The 15029-nt window shown below is 73.3% G+C and carries 14 protein-coding genes; 4 read left to right on the forward strand and 10 right to left on the reverse strand.

Features of this window, described 5'->3' with window-relative positions:
* The first annotated feature begins 39 nt into the window (after positions 1 to 39).
* Positions 40 to 507 (forward strand): nitroreductase family deazaflavin-dependent oxidoreductase, encoded by a 468-nt coding sequence (locus HA073_RS01135; RefSeq protein ID WP_043325828.1) that lies wholly within the window; start codon positions 40 to 42, stop codon positions 505 to 507.
* A 105-nt stretch (positions 508 to 612) separates the two neighbouring features.
* Positions 613 to 1341, forward strand: a complete 729-nt coding sequence (locus HA073_RS01140; protein WP_166455507.1) for a nucleotidyltransferase domain-containing protein — start codon at positions 613 to 615, stop codon at positions 1339 to 1341.
* A gap of 13 nt (positions 1342 to 1354) precedes the next feature.
* Here HA073_RS01140 and HA073_RS01145 read toward each other — a convergent pair whose 3' ends face one another.
* Together HA073_RS01145 and map are read right to left on the reverse strand one after the other, a co-directional pair.
* A complete protein-coding gene (locus tag HA073_RS01145; protein WP_030503432.1) occupies positions 1355 to 2071 on the reverse strand; it encodes a VIT1/CCC1 transporter family protein in 717 nt (238 codons plus the stop codon).
* Positions 2068 to 2925: a type I methionyl aminopeptidase gene (map, locus tag HA073_RS01150; RefSeq protein ID WP_043325831.1), complete on the reverse strand. Its 858-nt coding sequence runs from the start codon at positions 2923 to 2925 to the stop codon at positions 2068 to 2070. The genes HA073_RS01145 and map overlap by 4 nt, the downstream gene beginning before the upstream one ends.
* 94 nt (positions 2926 to 3019) lie before the next feature.
* Here map and HA073_RS01155 point away from each other — a divergent pair, with 94 nt between their 5' ends.
* On the forward strand, positions 3020 to 3334 hold the full coding sequence (locus tag HA073_RS01155) for an STAS domain-containing protein (RefSeq protein WP_309227972.1): 315 nt from the start codon (positions 3020 to 3022) through the stop codon (positions 3332 to 3334).
* Between the two features lie 22 nt (positions 3335 to 3356).
* On the opposite strand, the gene HA073_RS01160 is transcribed toward HA073_RS01155, so the two are convergent.
* From HA073_RS01160 to HA073_RS01185, 6 genes are all read right to left on the reverse strand, one after another.
* On the reverse strand, positions 3357 to 4511 hold the full coding sequence (locus HA073_RS01160) for an aromatic acid exporter family protein (protein WP_166455508.1): 1155 nt from the start codon (positions 4509 to 4511) through the stop codon (positions 3357 to 3359).
* A gap of 147 nt (positions 4512 to 4658) precedes the next feature.
* Positions 4659 to 8327 carry a SpoIIE family protein phosphatase gene (locus tag HA073_RS01165; protein ID WP_166455509.1) on the reverse strand — a complete coding sequence of 1223 codons (3669 nt, stop codon included), beginning with the start codon at positions 8325 to 8327 and terminating at the stop codon, positions 4659 to 4661.
* 204 nt (positions 8328 to 8531) lie between these two features.
* The gene (locus HA073_RS01170; RefSeq protein WP_043325834.1) at positions 8532 to 9242 is read right to left on the reverse strand and encodes a gamma-glutamyl-gamma-aminobutyrate hydrolase family protein; all 711 of its coding nucleotides are present in this window, start codon (positions 9240 to 9242) and stop codon (positions 8532 to 8534) included.
* The gene (locus tag HA073_RS01175) at positions 9239 to 10006 is read right to left on the reverse strand and encodes a 3-oxoacyl-ACP reductase (RefSeq protein ID WP_166455510.1); all 768 of its coding nucleotides are present in this window, start codon (positions 10004 to 10006) and stop codon (positions 9239 to 9241) included. Before HA073_RS01175 ends, HA073_RS01170 begins: the two co-directional genes overlap by 4 nt.
* A gap of 5 nt (positions 10007 to 10011) precedes the next feature.
* Positions 10012 to 11358, reverse strand: coding sequence for an aldehyde dehydrogenase family protein (locus tag HA073_RS01180; protein ID WP_375336218.1), 1347 nt, complete (start codon positions 11356 to 11358; stop codon positions 10012 to 10014).
* Positions 11359 to 11513: 155 nt separating this feature from the next.
* On the reverse strand, positions 11514 to 12878 hold the full coding sequence (locus HA073_RS01185) for a glutamine synthetase family protein (RefSeq protein WP_166455512.1): 1365 nt from the start codon (positions 12876 to 12878) through the stop codon (positions 11514 to 11516).
* An 86-nt stretch (positions 12879 to 12964) separates the two neighbouring features.
* Here HA073_RS01185 and HA073_RS01190 point away from each other — a divergent pair, with 86 nt between their 5' ends.
* Positions 12965 to 14137, forward strand: a complete 1173-nt coding sequence (locus HA073_RS01190) for a sorbosone dehydrogenase family protein (RefSeq protein ID WP_166455513.1) — start codon at positions 12965 to 12967, stop codon at positions 14135 to 14137.
* Positions 14138 to 14168: 31 nt separating this feature from the next.
* On the opposite strand, the gene HA073_RS01195 is transcribed toward HA073_RS01190, so the two are convergent.
* The gene (locus HA073_RS01195; protein ID WP_043325839.1) at positions 14169 to 14417 is read right to left on the reverse strand and encodes a hypothetical protein; all 249 of its coding nucleotides are present in this window, start codon (positions 14415 to 14417) and stop codon (positions 14169 to 14171) included.
* On the reverse strand, positions 14417 to 14809 hold the full coding sequence (locus tag HA073_RS01200) for a hypothetical protein (RefSeq protein WP_309227973.1): 393 nt from the start codon (positions 14807 to 14809) through the stop codon (positions 14417 to 14419). Before HA073_RS01200 ends, HA073_RS01195 begins: the two co-directional genes overlap by 1 nt.
* Positions 14810 to 15029: the final 220 nt, after the last annotated feature.

Below are 15029 nucleotides of genomic sequence, written 5' to 3' on the forward strand. Positions count from 1 at the left end.
GGGGGTGACGGGGCGCGGTGCGGGCGGCACACTTGTCGGATGTCAGCCCTGGGAACCCTCACCCGCCGTCTCGGTCACCAGCGTTGGTTCGGCGCCACCATGCGCCTGCTCGTCCCGGCCGACCGGCTGGTCGGCCGGATGACGAAGGGCCGAGTGGTCGCCTTCGGGCTCGTGCCCACGCTGGTGCTCACCTCCACCGGCCGCCGCTCCGGCAAGCCCCGCAGCAACCCCCTGGTGTACGTCCCCGACGGCGACGCCTACGTGGTGATCGGCTCGAACTGGGGGCAGCAGCACCAGCCGTCCTGGACGTTCAACCTGATGGCTAATCCGGCCGCCGAGGTGGACGTCAAGGGCCGCCGGATCCCGGTCACCGCCGAGCAGGTCACCGGCGAGGAACGGGAACGGCTGTTCCAGCGGCTGGTGCAGGAGTGGCCCGCGTACCGCACGTACGTCGAGCGCGCCGGTAACCGCGAGATCCGCGTCTTCCGCCTGGTCCCGAACGCCTGAGCGCCCCTGCCGCGGACGCGCACAATCCGACATCCGCGCCACCGGGGCCGCCCGGCCCGATCTGGCTAGGGTTGCCGCAGGCGAGCGCTCGGACGGAGGTGGACCGTGGCTGTCGACGTGAACGCCGAGCGGCGTCTGGACGACCCGCGGTGGCAGGTGGCCGAGCGCGTCGGTGACGCCGTCCTGCGGCGGTTCCCGGCCGATGTGCTGGCGGTCGCCGTACACGGTCCGCTCGCGCACGGCGACGACGACGGCGGCGGGGACCGCGAGGTCGGGTTGCTGGTCGTCACCTACCGGCCCGACGCCGGGCCGCCGCCGGCCACCCGCCGGGTGGACGGGGTGCTTGTCGACCTCACGGTGGCCGGGGCGGACGACTACCTGCGCCGGGCGACGACGATCACGTCCCGGTGGCCGCTGGCCGCTGATCGGTACGTCACCACCCGCGCCCTGCACGACCCGACCGGCTGGCTGCCGAAGCTGCGCGACGAGCACCTGGCGCGACTGGCGCGGGCCCGGCCGGCGGAGTTCACCGGCGCCGCGCGGCAGGCGTGGTACCGGGGCAGCGCGGCGCACGCCCGGGCGTTGCGGCTGGCCGAGTGGTACGAGACGGACCAGGCGCTGCTCATGCTCGGCGAGGCGCGGCTGGCCGCGGCGACGGTGCAGGGGCTGTTCAGCCGCACCTACTTCCGCGACCCCGGGGACGCGGTGCGGCGTACCGGGCTGGCCGGCGCGGACATGACCGAGGTGGGCGCGGCGCTGACCCGCCAGGCCGAGGAGCTGGCCGCCCGGGGCCGGCCGGTCGACGGCACGATCGACGACCTGCTGTCCGGCTGAGGACGGCTCCGCCTCAGCCGATGCCGCCGCCGACGCCGATCAGCGCGCCGATCAGGTAGGTGGCGCCGGCCGCCAGCGCGCCGAGCAGCAGCTGCCGCAGACCGGCACGCCACCAGGCACGGTTGGTGAACCGGGCCACGATCGCACCGGCGACGAAGAGGCCGACGCCGCCGACGGCGAGCGCCAGCCAGAGGCTGGTGAAACCGAGCAGGTACGGCAGCAGCGGCACCAGCGCGCCGATCGAGAAGCAGACGAACGACGAGATCGCGGCGGCCCACGGGCTCGGCTGGTCGTCGGGGTCGACGCCCAGCTCCTCCCGCACGTGCACCCGCAGCGCCTCCTCCGGGTTGGCGCGTACCGCCTCGGCGACCTGCGTCGCCAGCTCGCGGGGCAGTCCACGGGCGACCCAGGCGTCGGCCAGCTCCCGGGCCTCGGCCTCGGGGTGGCGTTCCAGCTCGCGCCGCTCCTTGGCCACCTCGGCGGCGACCTGCTCGTTCGCGGACCGGACGCTCGTGTACTCGCCGAGACCCATCGAGATGGCGCCGGCCACCAGGCCGGCCGCGCCGGTGAGCACCACGTTGCGCGGGGACACCCCGCCGCCGCCCACACCGGCGATCAGCGCGATGTTGGTGACCAGTCCGTCCATCGCGCCGAAGACGGCCGGCCGCAGCCAGCCGCCGGAGACGTCCGCGTGGTGCGCCTCGCGCAGCGCCGCCGGGGTGTCGGTCACGGCAGCGTCAGGATCTCGTAGCCGTCGTCGGTGACGACGATGGTGTGTTCGAACTGGGCCGTCCACCGGCGGTCCTTGGTGACCACGGTCCAGCCGTCGTCCCACATGTCGTACTGGTAGGTGCCGAGCGTGATCATCGGCTCGACTGTGAACGTCATGCCGGGCTCCATCACGTCGGTGGGGCGCGGGCTGTCGTAGTGCGGCACGTAGAGGCCACTGTGGAACGCCTCGCCGATGCCGTGCCCGGTGAAGTCGCGGACCACGCCGTAGCCGAAACGCTTCGCGTACGACTCGATCACCCGGCCGATGACGTTGATCTGCCGGCCCGGCGCGATGGCCTTGATGCCGCGCATCATCGCCGTGTGGGTCCGCTCGACAAGCAGGCGGGCCTCCTCGCTCACCTCGCCCACGCAGAACGTGGCGTCGGTGTCGCCGTGCACGCCGTTCAGGTACGCGGTGACGTCGACGTTGATGATGTCGCCGTCCTGGAGCACCGTCGAGTCGGGGATGCCGTGGCAGATCACCTCGTTGAGGCTGGTGCAGCACGACTTCGGGAAACCCCGGTAGCCGAGCGTCGACGGGTAGGCGCCGTGGTCGCAGAGGAACTCGTGCACCACCCTGTCGATCTCGTCGGTGGTCACCCCCGGCTTGCAGTGCTCACCGGCGAGCTGGGTGGCCTGCGCGGCGAGGCGCCCGGCCACGCGCATCTTCTCGATGGTCTCCGGCGTCTGCACGTGCGAGCCGCGCCACTCCTGCGGGCGCTTCTTACCCACGTACTCCGGGCGCGGGATGTGGGCGGGAACCGCTCGCCACGGGGAGAGCGTGCCGGGGGTCAGCGGCGCACGGACGGTCATGGCCCAAGCCTATCGCCGGGGGTGGTGTGCCCCCCGCCACAGCCCGGCCGGGCAGGTTGTTGCCGTACCGCAAACGCTGTGCCATTGTTGCTCCGTGGATCAAGGGGGCGCGGCGCCCGTCTTCTCCGTGACGGCGCAGGTCGACGGCGACCAAGTGCGCGTCCAGGTGAGCGGCGAGGTCGACATGGCGACCGCCGACATCATGTTCCAGACCGCGCTCCGCGAGCCTGCCAAGCAGCTCACGCTCGACCTGCGGGCGGTGACCTTCTTCGACTCGGCCGCCATCCACGCGGTGGTCCGGCTCGCCCAGCGGTTCCCGAACGCGCTCACCGTGCTGCCGTCCCCGCAGGTCCGGCGCGTGCTGGACATCTCCGGCCTGGGCGACCAGGACTGGCTCGCCCCCACCTGACCGACTCGGGTGCCCTTCGGGTCTAGAAGGCGTCTCCCATCGCCGGCGGCAGGGGCAGGTCCGGTCTCGGCTGCCCCTGATCCGACGCGGGGTGCCGCTTTCCCGACTCCCCGGCGGTGTCCGGGGCGAGATCACGACGCAGCGACTCGGCGTCGCGCTTGCGCACCCCGCTCGCCCGGATCGTGTTCACCGCGATGATGGTGAGTTCGTTCGCCACGTTGATGCCGCTGACGCGCGGGCCGCTGCGCAACGCCTCCTGAACCAGGCGGAGGGCCGACATCGCGGCCCGCTGGGAACGGGAGGGCCGGCTGGCGGACGGGGACCAGCCCGTACCGACGGTGCGCGCGGCCTCGGCCAGGCACCGCGCGGCCTCGGCGAGCGACGGCGGAACGGGCTCGTCGTCACGGATCGCGCGTTCGAGGTTGAGCGCGACGTCGCGGCTGTGCAGCAGGGAGCGGATCATGAGGATGGCGCCGTGCCGCCATCCCTGCAACGCGCTCTGGTTGTGCCACCGCAGCGGTGAGATGCGGACGACCTCGTCGGCGCCCGACATTGCGGCCTCTACCTCCGAGGTGTCGAGCCGGCGCAGCCTGTCGAGACCCTGACGGGCCAGCTCGGCGTCCCGGGCCAGGGCCGCGTCGGCGAGGCGGTCCAGCTCGGCGGCCATCTGGTCGAGCAGTGGCCGGCCCGCCCGCCGGATCCGGTGGATCGGGTGCAGGGGCAGCACCACGACCGCGACCAGGATGCCGACCACTCCACCGACGACGCCGTCGAGGAAGCGGGGCAGCGCGATGTCGGTCCGGGCCGGGAAGAGCACGGCGATCACCAACGCGCTGCCGCCGACCTGGGTGACGAACGCGCCCTCGTCGCTGAGCAGGACGGCGACGAGGATCGCGGCGGCGACGATGACGCCGATCTGTACGTATCCCTGCCCGACCCAGGAGACCAGCAGGTCGCCCAGCGCGATGCCCACCGCCACGCCGGCGATGAGCAGCAGCGTACGGCGGAAGCGCTGACTCACCGAACTGGCGATGGTGCCGACCGCGACGGCGGGCGCGAACAGCGGTTGCGGGTTGTGGATCAGATCCTTCGCGACCCACCACGCGACTGCGGCGGCCACCCCGCACTGCACCGCCACGAGCAGGCTCAACCGCACCCGCCGCAGTCGCTCTCCCACGGTCGCCCGGCCGGTGCGGCGAATCGCCGTCCACGCCGCGCCAACCGGGTCGTTCCCGCTGTCCCGCGAAAGACGGAACGGCTCACGCCCCATGAGGCGATACTAGGGACTTCGCCGCATTTGATCCGCTTTACTCGGCAACAGCCCTCAGTCCCGGTCGGCCAGCCGGCGGCGCAGCGTCAGCTCGGTGCCCTCCTCGGTACGGGTCACGTTCATCTCCCCCAGCGCCTGGATCAGCGCCAGCCCGCGTCCCCGGAAGCTCGACCCGCTCGACTCCCGCCAGCGCCCGGTGTCCCGGACGGTTGCGGTGACCGTACGGTCGGCGATCGTCACCTCGACCTCGATCGTCGGGTCCACCGGGTCGACCGGGTGCTCGATCGCGTTCGCCGCCGCCTCGGAGACCGCCACGGTCAGGTCGAACAGGTCGGTCTCGCCGACCTGGTGGGCGACGAGGAAGTCCTCCAGCCGCTTGCGCAGCACGCTGAGCCGGGTCGGGTCGGCGGGCAGACGCAGCGCGAAGCGGTTCAACTCGGCCGCCTCCAGCGCGAGGACGGCCACGTCGTCGTGCCGGGAGCGCCCGGCCACCCGCGCCATGACGGCGTCGACCAGGTCCGCCACGTGCTCGGCGCGGGCCGTCGCGTCCGACCGCAACTGGCCCAGCCCGGCGTCGATGCCCGCGGACCGGTCCTCGATCAGGCCGTCGGTGTAGAGCAGTAGCCGGTTGCCCGGCGCGAGTTCGCCTTCGGCGGCCGGGTAGACGGTGCCGGGGATCGCCCCGATCGGCGGTCCGAGGGCCCGATCGTGCAGGAACGCCACGTCGTCTCCTCGGATCAGCAGGGGTGAGGGATGGCCGGCGCTGGCGTACCGGATCCGGCCGGTGCGCGGGGAGAAGCCGAGGCAGACGACGGTGGCGAAGGAGCCGCTGCCGGCGGAGTGGACCAGCCGGTTGAGGCGGGTCAGCGCCTCGCCCGGGTCGTAGCCCTCCAGGACGTACGCCCGCAGCGCGTTGCGGAGCTGGCCCATCGCCGCGGCGGCCCGCACGCCCTTGCCCACCACGTCACCGATGACCAGCACCAGGTCGTCGTCGGCGGTGGCCATCACGTCGTACCAGTCGCCGCCGACCTCCACGTCGGCGCTGCCGGGCAGGTAGCGGCTGGCGACCACCGCGCCGGGCAGCTGCGGCAGCGTACGCGGCAGCAGGCTGTGCTGGAGCGTGGTGGCGATGTGGTGCTCGGCCTCGTAGAGCTGGGCGTTCTCCAGCCGGACGCCGACCAGCCGGGCCAGTTCGGTCAGCGCCGCCTGCTCGGTGCCGCCGTCCTCGCGCCGCCACACCCGCAGCTCACCGAGCTGCTCGCCGGACGTGCCGGTGAGCGGCAGCACCACTGTCGGGTCGGCGGGCAGGTCGCCGCCGGCGTCCTCCTCGTGACGGGCCCCGGTGGTGGTGACGCGGACCCGTCCGGCCTCGGCCAGGCGCAGCGCGTGCCGGGCGGCCACCCGCACCACCTCGGCTGTCGACCGGGCGGTGTTGATCTCCACGGCGGCGTCGGCGAGCGCACGCAGCCGGCGGATGATCTGCCCACGCAACTGGCCCAGCTCGACGTTGGCCCGGACCCGGGCCACCAGTTCCTGGCTGGAGAAGGGCTTGGTCAGGTAGTCGTCGGCGCCCGCGGACAGGCCGGCGACCTCCTCGGCGGCGCCGGCCCGGGCGGAGAGCAGCACGATCGGCACGTACCGGGTGGCCGGTTTGGCGCGCAGCGCGGCGACCAGCCCGAAGCCGTCCAGCCGGGGCATCATCACGTCCGTCAGCACCAGGTCGAACGGGGTCTCGACGGCCAGCCGCAGCGCCTCCGCGCCGTCCGGCACGGCGACCACCTCGTACGCCGGGGAGAGCAACCGGACGACGTGCTCGCGCAGGTCGGCGTTGTCGTCGGCGAACAGGATCCGGCCCGCGCCGCCCGGCGTGCCGTTCGGCTCGGGCAACCCGACGGGCCGGGCCACCTCGTCGGTCCAGAGCGCCGTCTCGGCGACGTAGAGGCGGGCCTGCTCCGGCTCGGTCAGCGGCACCGGGGAGAGAGCGGACACCCGGTCGGCGGGCAGGTGCGCGTACCCGAACGGCATGGTCACGGTGAACGTGGTGCCCCGGTCGACGACGCTGTGCGCGGTGACGGTGCCGCCGTGCATCTCGACCAGCTCGCGGACCAGGGCCAGGCCGATGCCGGTGCCCTCGTGGGTACGCGAGCGGGCGCCGGCGACCCGGTGGAACCGCTCGAAGACCTGCGGCAGCTCCTCCGGCGCGATGCCGACGCCGGTGTCGGTCACCTCCAGGACGGCGGCCCGGTCGGTCGCGCGTACCCGGACCCGGATCTCGCCGTCGAAGGTGAACTTGACCGCGTTCGACACCAGGTTGAGGACGATCTTCTCCCACATGTCCCGGTCGACGTAGACCGGCGCGGGCAGCGGCGGGCAGTCCACCACCAGGCGCAGCCCGGCCCGCTCGGTGGCCGACCGGAACGTGCTGGCCAGCCGGGAGGTGAAGTCGGACAGGTCGGTGGGCTGGTAGCGGGCGGCCAGCCGGCCGGACTCCAGCCGGGAGAAGTCGAGCACCGTGTTGACCAGCTTGAGCAGGCGCAACCCGTTGCGGTGCATGACGGTGAGCCGGTCGAGGTAGCGATCCGGCAGTTCCCGGTCGGCGAGCATCTCCTCCAGCGGCCCGAGGACCAGCGTGAGCGGGGTGCGGAACTCGTGGCTGACGTTGGCGAAGAAGTTGGTCTTGGCGCGGTCGAGCGCGGCCAGCTCGGCGGCGCGGGCGCGTTCCTGCTCGTACGCCCGCTGCTTGCCCACCGCCCGGCTGACCTGCGCGGCGACCAGGCCGACGAAGTCGCGGTAGTCGTCACTGAACGGCAGCCGGCGGGACACGCCGAGCAGCAGCACCCCGGCCGCCTCGTTCGTCGCGGTCAGCGGCAGCAGGAGCGCCTGGCCGGCGGCGTCCGGCGGCACCGCGCCGGGCAGCTCGGCGGTGGCGATCCAACGCGGCTCGGTGAGCGGCTCGCCGTCGGACACTCCGGGCGGCGGACCGGCGACAACGGCGGGGTCCACGCCCGAACAACCGCCCGCCACGAGATCGCCGCGCTCGTCGGGGAACCACAGCGCGCTGAACGGCACGTCGGCTCGGTGGGCGTCGAGCACCCGGGTGACCGCCCGGCCCAGTTCCCGCATGTCCGGCACTTCGCCCAGCTCGTTGCCCAGCTCGGCCAGGGCCCGCAGCCGGCGCTCGCCGAGCACCCGCCCGGTGGTCTCGTTGACGAAGCAGAAGATCCCGCTGACGGTGCCGTCGACGTCGCGGATCGGGTCGTACGAGACGTCGAAGTAGACGTCCTCCAGGAAGCCGTGCCGGTTCAGCACGAAGGGATGGTTCTCACCCCGGTAGGGCACGCCCGTGCGGCGCACCCCGTCCAGCAGCGGGCCGAGCACGTCCCAGGTCTCGGCCCAGTGCCGGTGCGCGGCCTGCCCGATCACGGCGGGGTGCTTGTCGCCGATGGTCGGCCGGTAGGCGTCGTTGTAGAAGGCCAGGTGCTGCTCGCCCCAGAACACCACCATCTGGGCGCGGGACGACAGCATGGTGCTCATCGCGTGGGAGAGCGCGGCGGGCCAGCGGTCCGGGCTGCCGAGCGGGGTGGCGGCCCAGTCGAAGGCGCGCAGCCGCTCGCCCATCTCGCCGCCGGCCGCGAACGCCGCGGCGAGCAGCGGCGACAGTGACGCCTCGCCGGCCGCCGGGGACGAACGACTGTCGTCCCCGCCCCCCTGGGCCGAGCCCATGCAGCCTCCCGCTCCGGCCATGATCACGACGGTCGGCGCTGTCACGCCGACCGTCCCCGCCTACTACCCCGACGGACGAGCAACGTAACGCACCCGCACCGTTCGACGCTGGTTACCTCCGCCTCATCCTGGCGTAACAGACGGGCCGGGGCGACTCGGGCGGTCCGGCCGGGATGACCAGGCCGGAGATTCGGCTGTCCCCACCTACGAAATGTGAGTGTGTGATCTGGCCGACACCACGGACCGGACCAGCGCGGCCACCGGTCGCGGGTCCGGCTCGTTCTCCGGATGCCACTGCACCCCGAGCACGAAGCGCCGCGCCGGATCCTCCACCGCCTCGATCACCCCGTCGTCGGCCCAGCCGGTCACCGCCAGGCCGCCGGGGTCGGCCACCGCCTGATGGTGGTACGAGTTGACCCGGTCCACCCCGGCCATCACCTCGGCGGTCCGGCTGCCGGCGGCGAAGCGCACCGGGTGCGACCCGTACACGCCCGGCGCGGGACGGTGCCCGTCGTGCCCGACCACGTCCGGCAGGTGCTGGTGCAGCAGGCCGCCGTACGCCACCGCGAGCAGCTGCATCCCCCGGCACACGCCCAGCACCGGCAGGTCGGCGGCGAGCGCGGCGCTCAGCAGCGTCGTCTCCCCGGCGTCGCGCTCCGGCCGGCTCTCGGTGCGCGGGTCGGGCGGCTGCCCGTACCGCTCCGGGCCGACGTCCGCGCCGCCGGCCAGCAGCAGCCCGTCCAGCATCCCCAGCACGTCCGCGTCGGCGTCGTCCGGGGGCAGCACCACGGCCCGGCCGCCCGCCGCGGTGACCGCCCGGACGTACGCGTGCGGCACGAGCGTCGCCGGCACGTCCCGCCACACCGCCCAGCCGGCCGGCTCGACGTACGCGGTGATGCCGATGACCGGCCTCATAGCGGTGTGACGTAGGCGCCGGTGATGCCGCCGTCGACGACGAACTGCGCGGCGGTCATGAACGAGGCGTCGTCGCTGGCGAGGAACGCCACCGCGGCGGCGATCTCGGTGGGATCGCCGAACCGGCCCATCGGCACGTGCACCAGCCGCCGGGCCGCCCGCTCCGGGTCCTTGGCGAACAGCTCCAGCAGCAGCGGCGTCGCCACCGGACCCGGGCACAGCGCGTTGACCCGGATGCCCTTGCGGGCGAACTGCACGCCCAGCTCCCGGGTCATCGCCAGCACCCCGCCCTTGCTCGCCGTGTACGCGATCTGCGACGTCGCCGCGCCCATCAGCGCCACGAACGACGCGGTGTTGATGATCGAGCCCTTGCCCTGCCGCCGCATGTGCGGGATGACGTACTTGCAGCACAGGTAGACGCTCGTGGTGTTCACCCGCAGCACCCGTTCCCAGGCGTCCAGGCCGGTCTCCAGGATGGAGTCGTCGTCCGGCGGCGAGATGCCCGCGTTGTGGAACGACACGTCCACCCGGCCGTGCCGCTGCACCACCCCGTCGAACAGGTCGCGGACCGCCGTCTCGTCGGCCACGTCGGCGGCGACGAACTCGCCGTCCACCTCCTGCGCGGCCCGGGTACCGGCGTCGGCGTCGATGTCCACGCACACCACCCGGGCGCCCTCGGCGGCGAAGCGCCGCACGGTGGCCAGCCCGATGCCGCTGCCCGCGCCGGTCACGACCGCCACCCGGTCGGAAAGCCGTCCCTGCACTGTGATCACTCCTCGGTGCCGATGAACACGTTCTTGACGTCGGTGAAGGCGTGCAGCGCGTCCGGACCCAGCTCCCGGCCCAGGCCGGAACGCTTCATCCCGCCGAACGGGGTCCAGTAGCGCACCGAGGAGTGCGAGTTGACGCTGAGGTTGCCGGCCTCGACCGCGCGGGCCACCCGCACCGCCCGCCCGACGTCCCGGGTCCAGATCGAGCCGGAGAGGCCGTACTCGGTGTCGTTGGCGAGCCGGATCGCGTCCGCCTCGTCGTCGAACGGCAGCACCGAGACGACCGGGCCGAAGACCTCCTCCCGCCAGTGCCGGTCGGCCGGGGAGCCGGCGAGCAGCACCGTCGGGGCGTACCAGAAGCCGGGGCCGTCGGGGCAGGAGCCGGTGAACGCGACGTCCGCGCCGTCGACGTACCCGGCGACGCGGTCCCGGTGCGCGGCGGAGATCAGCGGGCCCATCTCGGCCGTGTCCCGGGCCGGGTCCTCCACCCGCACCGCCCGTACGGCCGGTTCGAGCAGTTCCAGGAACTTCTCGTACACCTGACGCTGGACCAGGATGCGGGAGCGGGCGCAGCAGTCCTGGCCGGCGTTGTCGAAGACCGCGTACGGCGCGGTGGCCGCCGCCTTCTCCAGGTCGGCGTCGGCGAAGACGATGTTGGCCGACTTGCCGCCCAGCTCCAGCGTCACCCGCTTCACCTGGGCGGCGCAGCCGGCCATGATCCGCGTGCCGACCTCGGTCGAGCCGGTGAAGCAGATCTTGCGGACCGCCGGGTGGGTCACGAACCGCTCGCCGACCACGCTGCCCCGGCCGGGCAGCACTGTGAACACGCCGTCGGGCAGCCCGGCGTCGCGGGCCAGCTCGGCGAGGCGCAGCGCGGTCAGCGGGGTCAGCTCGGCCGGTTTCAGCACGACCGTGTTGCCGGCGGCGAGCGCCGGGGCGAACCCCCAGCCGGCGATCGGCATCGGGAAGTTCCACGGCACGATCACGCCGACCACGCCCAGCGGTTCGTGGAACGTGACGTCGAGCCCCCCGGGCACCGGGATCTGGTGCCCGGTCAGCCGTTCCGGCGCGCCCGCGTAGTAGTCGAGCACGTCGCGGACGTTGCCCGCCTCCCAGCGCGCGTTGCCGATGGTGTGCCCGGCGTTGCGCACCTCCAGCAGAGCCAGCTCCTCCAGGTGCGCGTCGACCTGGGCCGCGAACCGCCGCAGCAGCCGCCCCCGATCCCCCGGCGCCACCCGACGCCACGTCTCGAACGCCGCGGAAGCCCGCGCGACAGCCGCATCCACGTCCTCAACGGAGCACCCCGGAACGACCCCGATCCCCGCCCCGTCAACAGGCGAGATCACCTCACCCACGCGGTCCCCCTCCCCTCAGCTCGGCGATCTTGTAGTTGCTGCCCCGGCGAAAGCCGCACAACGCCCGCGTCGAGGGCTGTAAGTGCAAGATCGGCGTCGACAGCGGGAGCGCGAGGGCGGGCGCGGGGGCGAGGGAGGGCGGCGGGTCAGAGGCGTTCGAAGCCACGGGTCAGCTCCCAGTCCGTCACCGCGGCGTCGAAGGCGGTCAGCTCGACCTTCGCCTGGTTGGCGTAGTGGTCGGCCACCTCGTCGCCGAACGCCGTCCGGGCCACCTCGGAGCGCTGCCACAGGTCCAGCGCGTCACGCAGCGTGGTTGGCACCCGCTCGGCGTCCGGGTCGTCGTACGCGTTGCCGGTGCACTCGTCCGCCAGCTCCAGCTCGTTCTCGATGCCGTGCACCGCCCCGGCCACCAGTGCGGCGATCGCCAGGTACGGGTTGACGTCGGCCCCCGGCACCCGGTTCTCCACCCGCATCCCCTGCCCGTGCCCGACCAGCCGCAGCGCGCAGGTGCGGTTGTCGGTGCCCCAGCGCAGCGCGGTCGGCGCGAACGAGCCCGGCTGATAGCGCTTGTAGGAGTTGATGTTCGGCGCGAAGAACAGGCTGAACTCGCGCATCGTGGCGAGCAGCCCGGCCAGCACCCGCTGACCGGTGACGCTCAGGTGCGCGGGCCCGTCCCCCAGCATCGCCGACGAGCCGGAGGCGTCACGCAGCGAGAAGTGGATGTGGCAGGAGTTGCCCTCCCGCTCGTTCGGCTTCGCCATGAACGTGATCGCCATGCCCTCCTGGGCGGCGATCTCCTTCGCGCCGTTCTTGTAGATGACGTGGTGGTCGGCGCAGCGCACCGCCTCGTCGTACCGGAAGGCGATCTCGTGCTGGCCGAGGTTGCACTCGCCCTTCGCGCTCTCCGGGGTGAGCCCGGCGCCGGCCATCTCGGTGCGAATGCGGCGCAGCAGCGGCTCGACCCGGGCGGTGCCGAGCAGCGAGTAGTCCACGTTGTACTGGTTGGCCGGCGTGAGATCGCGGTAGCCGCGCCGCCACGCCTCCTCGTACGAGTCGCGGTAGAGCACGAACTCCAGTTCGGTGCCGGCGTACGCGGTCAGCCCGTGCGCGGCCAGCCGGTCCAGCTGCTTGCGCAGGATCTGCCGGGGCGAGGCGACCACCGGGCCGGAGCCGTCCAGCCACTCCAGGTCGGCCAGCAGCAGCGCGGAGCCGGGCTGCCAGGGCATCCGGCGCAACGTGTCCAGGTCGGGGCGCATGGCGAAGTCGCCGTAGCCGCGTTCCCAGCTCGACATCGCGTACCCGTCGACGGTGTTCATGTCGACGTCCACGGCGAGCAGGTAGTTGCAGCCCTCGCTGCCGTGCGTGACCACCTGGTCGAGGAAGTAGGGCGCGTGGAACCGCTTGCCCTGCAAGCGCCCCTGCATGTCGGTGAGGGCGAGCACCACCGTATCGATCTCACCCTCGGTGACGGCGACCCGCAACTGTTCCAGCGAGAGCGGCGTTGGTTTCATCAGGGGCCTCCATCACCAAGGTCTACTGGCAAACCGGATCACCGTCAATGCCCCGGCGAGGCCGGGTGCGAAACCGGGGAGAGCACATGCGCCGTCGTACCGTCGCGGTCGTCGCCGCCGTCCTCGCGATCGTGCTGGCCGCCACCGACGCGCACGCCGACCGCAGACCCGCCGAGGGGCGACCCGCTGCCGGGCCGGACCGGCCGGCGACCGCCGACGCGCGACCGGTCATGCTCGACCTGCGCGGCTTCGACGGACGCTCCGGCTGGTCCGGCTACGACCTGAGCCGCCCGCACGTCGTCGCCACCGGCCTGGAGGCGCCGTGGGGCCTGGGCTTCCTGCCCGACGGCAGCGCCCTGGTCGCGCAGCGGGACCGGGGCACGATCCTGCGCGTACGCCCCGGACGCCCGGCCCGCGAGGTGGCGCGGATCGCCGACGTGGTCGCCGGTGGGGAGACGGGCCTGCTCGGGCTGGCGGTCTCCCCCACGTACCGCCGGGACCGGTGGGTCTACGCCGCCTACACCACCGCCACCGATATGCGGATCGTCCGGTTCCGCCTCGGCTCCTCCCGCGCGCCCCGGGTGCTGGTCAGCGGCATCGCCCGCGGCTCGGTGCACGCCGGCGGGCGGATCGCGTTCGGCCCCGACGGCATGCTCTACGCCGGGATCGGCGACGCCGGGGTGGCCGCCCGCGCGCAGGACCTGACCAGCCGCAACGGCAAGATCCTGCGGCTCCGCCCGGACGGCCGGACACCCGCGGACAACCCGTTCCCGGGCTCGCTCGTCTACAGCTACGGCCACCGCAACGTGCAGGGCCTCGCCTGGGACCGGCACGGCCGGCTCTTCGCCACCGAGTTCGGGCAGAGCACCTGGGACGAGGTGAACCGGATCGTGCCCGGCGGCAACTACGGCTGGCCGATCGTCGAGGGCGCCGCCGGTGATCCCCGGTTCCGGGACCCGGTCGTCGTCTGGCCGCCCGCCCAGGCGTCCCCGAGCGGCGCCGCTTTCGCCAGGGGCACGCTCTACGTCGCCGCGCTGCGCGGCGCCCGGCTGTGGGCGGTGCCCGTCGACGCCGCCGGCCGCGTCGGCGTACCGGTGGCGGAGCTGGCCGGCACGTACGGCCGCCTGCGTACCGTCGAGGTGGCCCCCGACGGCGCGCTCTGGGTCGCGACCAGCAACCGCGACGGCCGCGGCACCCCGGCGGCCGGCGACGACCGCATCCTGCGCTTCCCGCTCACCCACCGCCGCCCCACGATCTGACCCCTGGGGTACGCGGACAGCCCGCGCCGCGTCAGCCACGAACCCGCGCCCAGGCCAGGAATCGGCTGTGCAGGTCCGGCGCGTGGTCGGGATTCAGTTGGGCGAGTTGTTCCCGCGCCTCGGTCATCAGCCCGCCGAGATAGAGCAGCAACGCGGTGCGGTCCTCCCGGTACTCGACGAGCAGCGACAGCCGGGCCGGCTGGCAGGGCCACTCCGCCCCGCAGTTGCGGCACCGCCAGAGCGGGCGCACAGGCAGGTGCGGAACCACGCGCCGGCCCATCACCGCAACCTTCGAGCGATCGCACGCGCCTCGTCGTCGCTGAGCGGAAGGAACCAGAAGAACCGCCGGACGATCTCGGGCGGTTCCGGCCCCTCGACGCGGCCACGCAGATCCCGGATCGCGCCGCGTACGAGGAACGCCATCATCCGGATGAGCGCCGCCGGATCGAGCTGATCGCGCGGAATGCGACGCAGGGTGGGACACGGCCACGGCTCCCGGCAGCGCTCGCATGTCCAGTCCGGCTGATACCCGACGTGCCCGATGGCGCTGAGCACACCGACCAGAGCCGTCACCAGCGGCCCCCGTTCGCCCGCCACTCCTGCGCCGGTGTCAGACGCCCCGGGCTGCCCGGGCGAACCGTGGGAAACACCCGGGTCGGCTCGCGCATCCACGCCGGCAGGTTGCTGCCGGGGTCTCGCTTCGGCAGGGTGGGCAGCTCCCGGGTACGGCACCGGAACCATCGGACACGCACAACGGCCTCCTCGTTGATGGAGGGGGCCGCCCGGCATCGTCGGGACCGGGCGGCCCCGGGCTGGAATCCGCCCGTGCTCGCCTGCGACGAGCGAATCCGCATGCGTGACAGTCTGGTGAGGACACCGCTACGGTCGGAAG

The organism is Micromonospora sp. CMU55-4 (assembly GCF_011602315.1).
GTDB classification, from domain to species: Bacteria; Actinomycetota; Actinomycetes; order Mycobacteriales; family Micromonosporaceae; genus Micromonospora; species Micromonospora chalcea.

Bases quoted from the DNA above. Each gene is read 5' to 3' on its own strand.
- HA073_RS01170 (WP_043325834.1), bottom strand. From the start codon at position 9,242: ATGAGGCCGGTCATCGGCATCACCGCGTACGTCGAGCCGGCCGGCTGG.
- HA073_RS01195 (WP_043325839.1), bottom strand. From the start codon at position 14,417: ATGGGCCGGCGCGTGGTTCCGCACCTGCCTGTGCGCCCGCTCTGGCGG.
- map (WP_043325831.1), bottom strand. From the start codon at position 2,925: ATGACCGTCCGTGCGCCGCTGACCCCCGGCACGCTCTCCCCGTGGCGA.
- HA073_RS01165 (WP_166455509.1), bottom strand. From the start codon at position 8,327: ATGGGCTCGGCCCAGGGGGGCGGGGACGACAGTCGTTCGTCCCCGGCG.
- HA073_RS01190 (WP_166455513.1), top strand. From the start codon at position 12,965: ATGCGCCGTCGTACCGTCGCGGTCGTCGCCGCCGTCCTCGCGATCGTG.
- HA073_RS01185 (WP_166455512.1), bottom strand. From the start codon at position 12,878: ATGAAACCAACGCCGCTCTCGCTGGAACAGTTGCGGGTCGCCGTCACC.
- HA073_RS01135 (WP_043325828.1), top strand. From the start codon at position 40: ATGTCAGCCCTGGGAACCCTCACCCGCCGTCTCGGTCACCAGCGTTGG.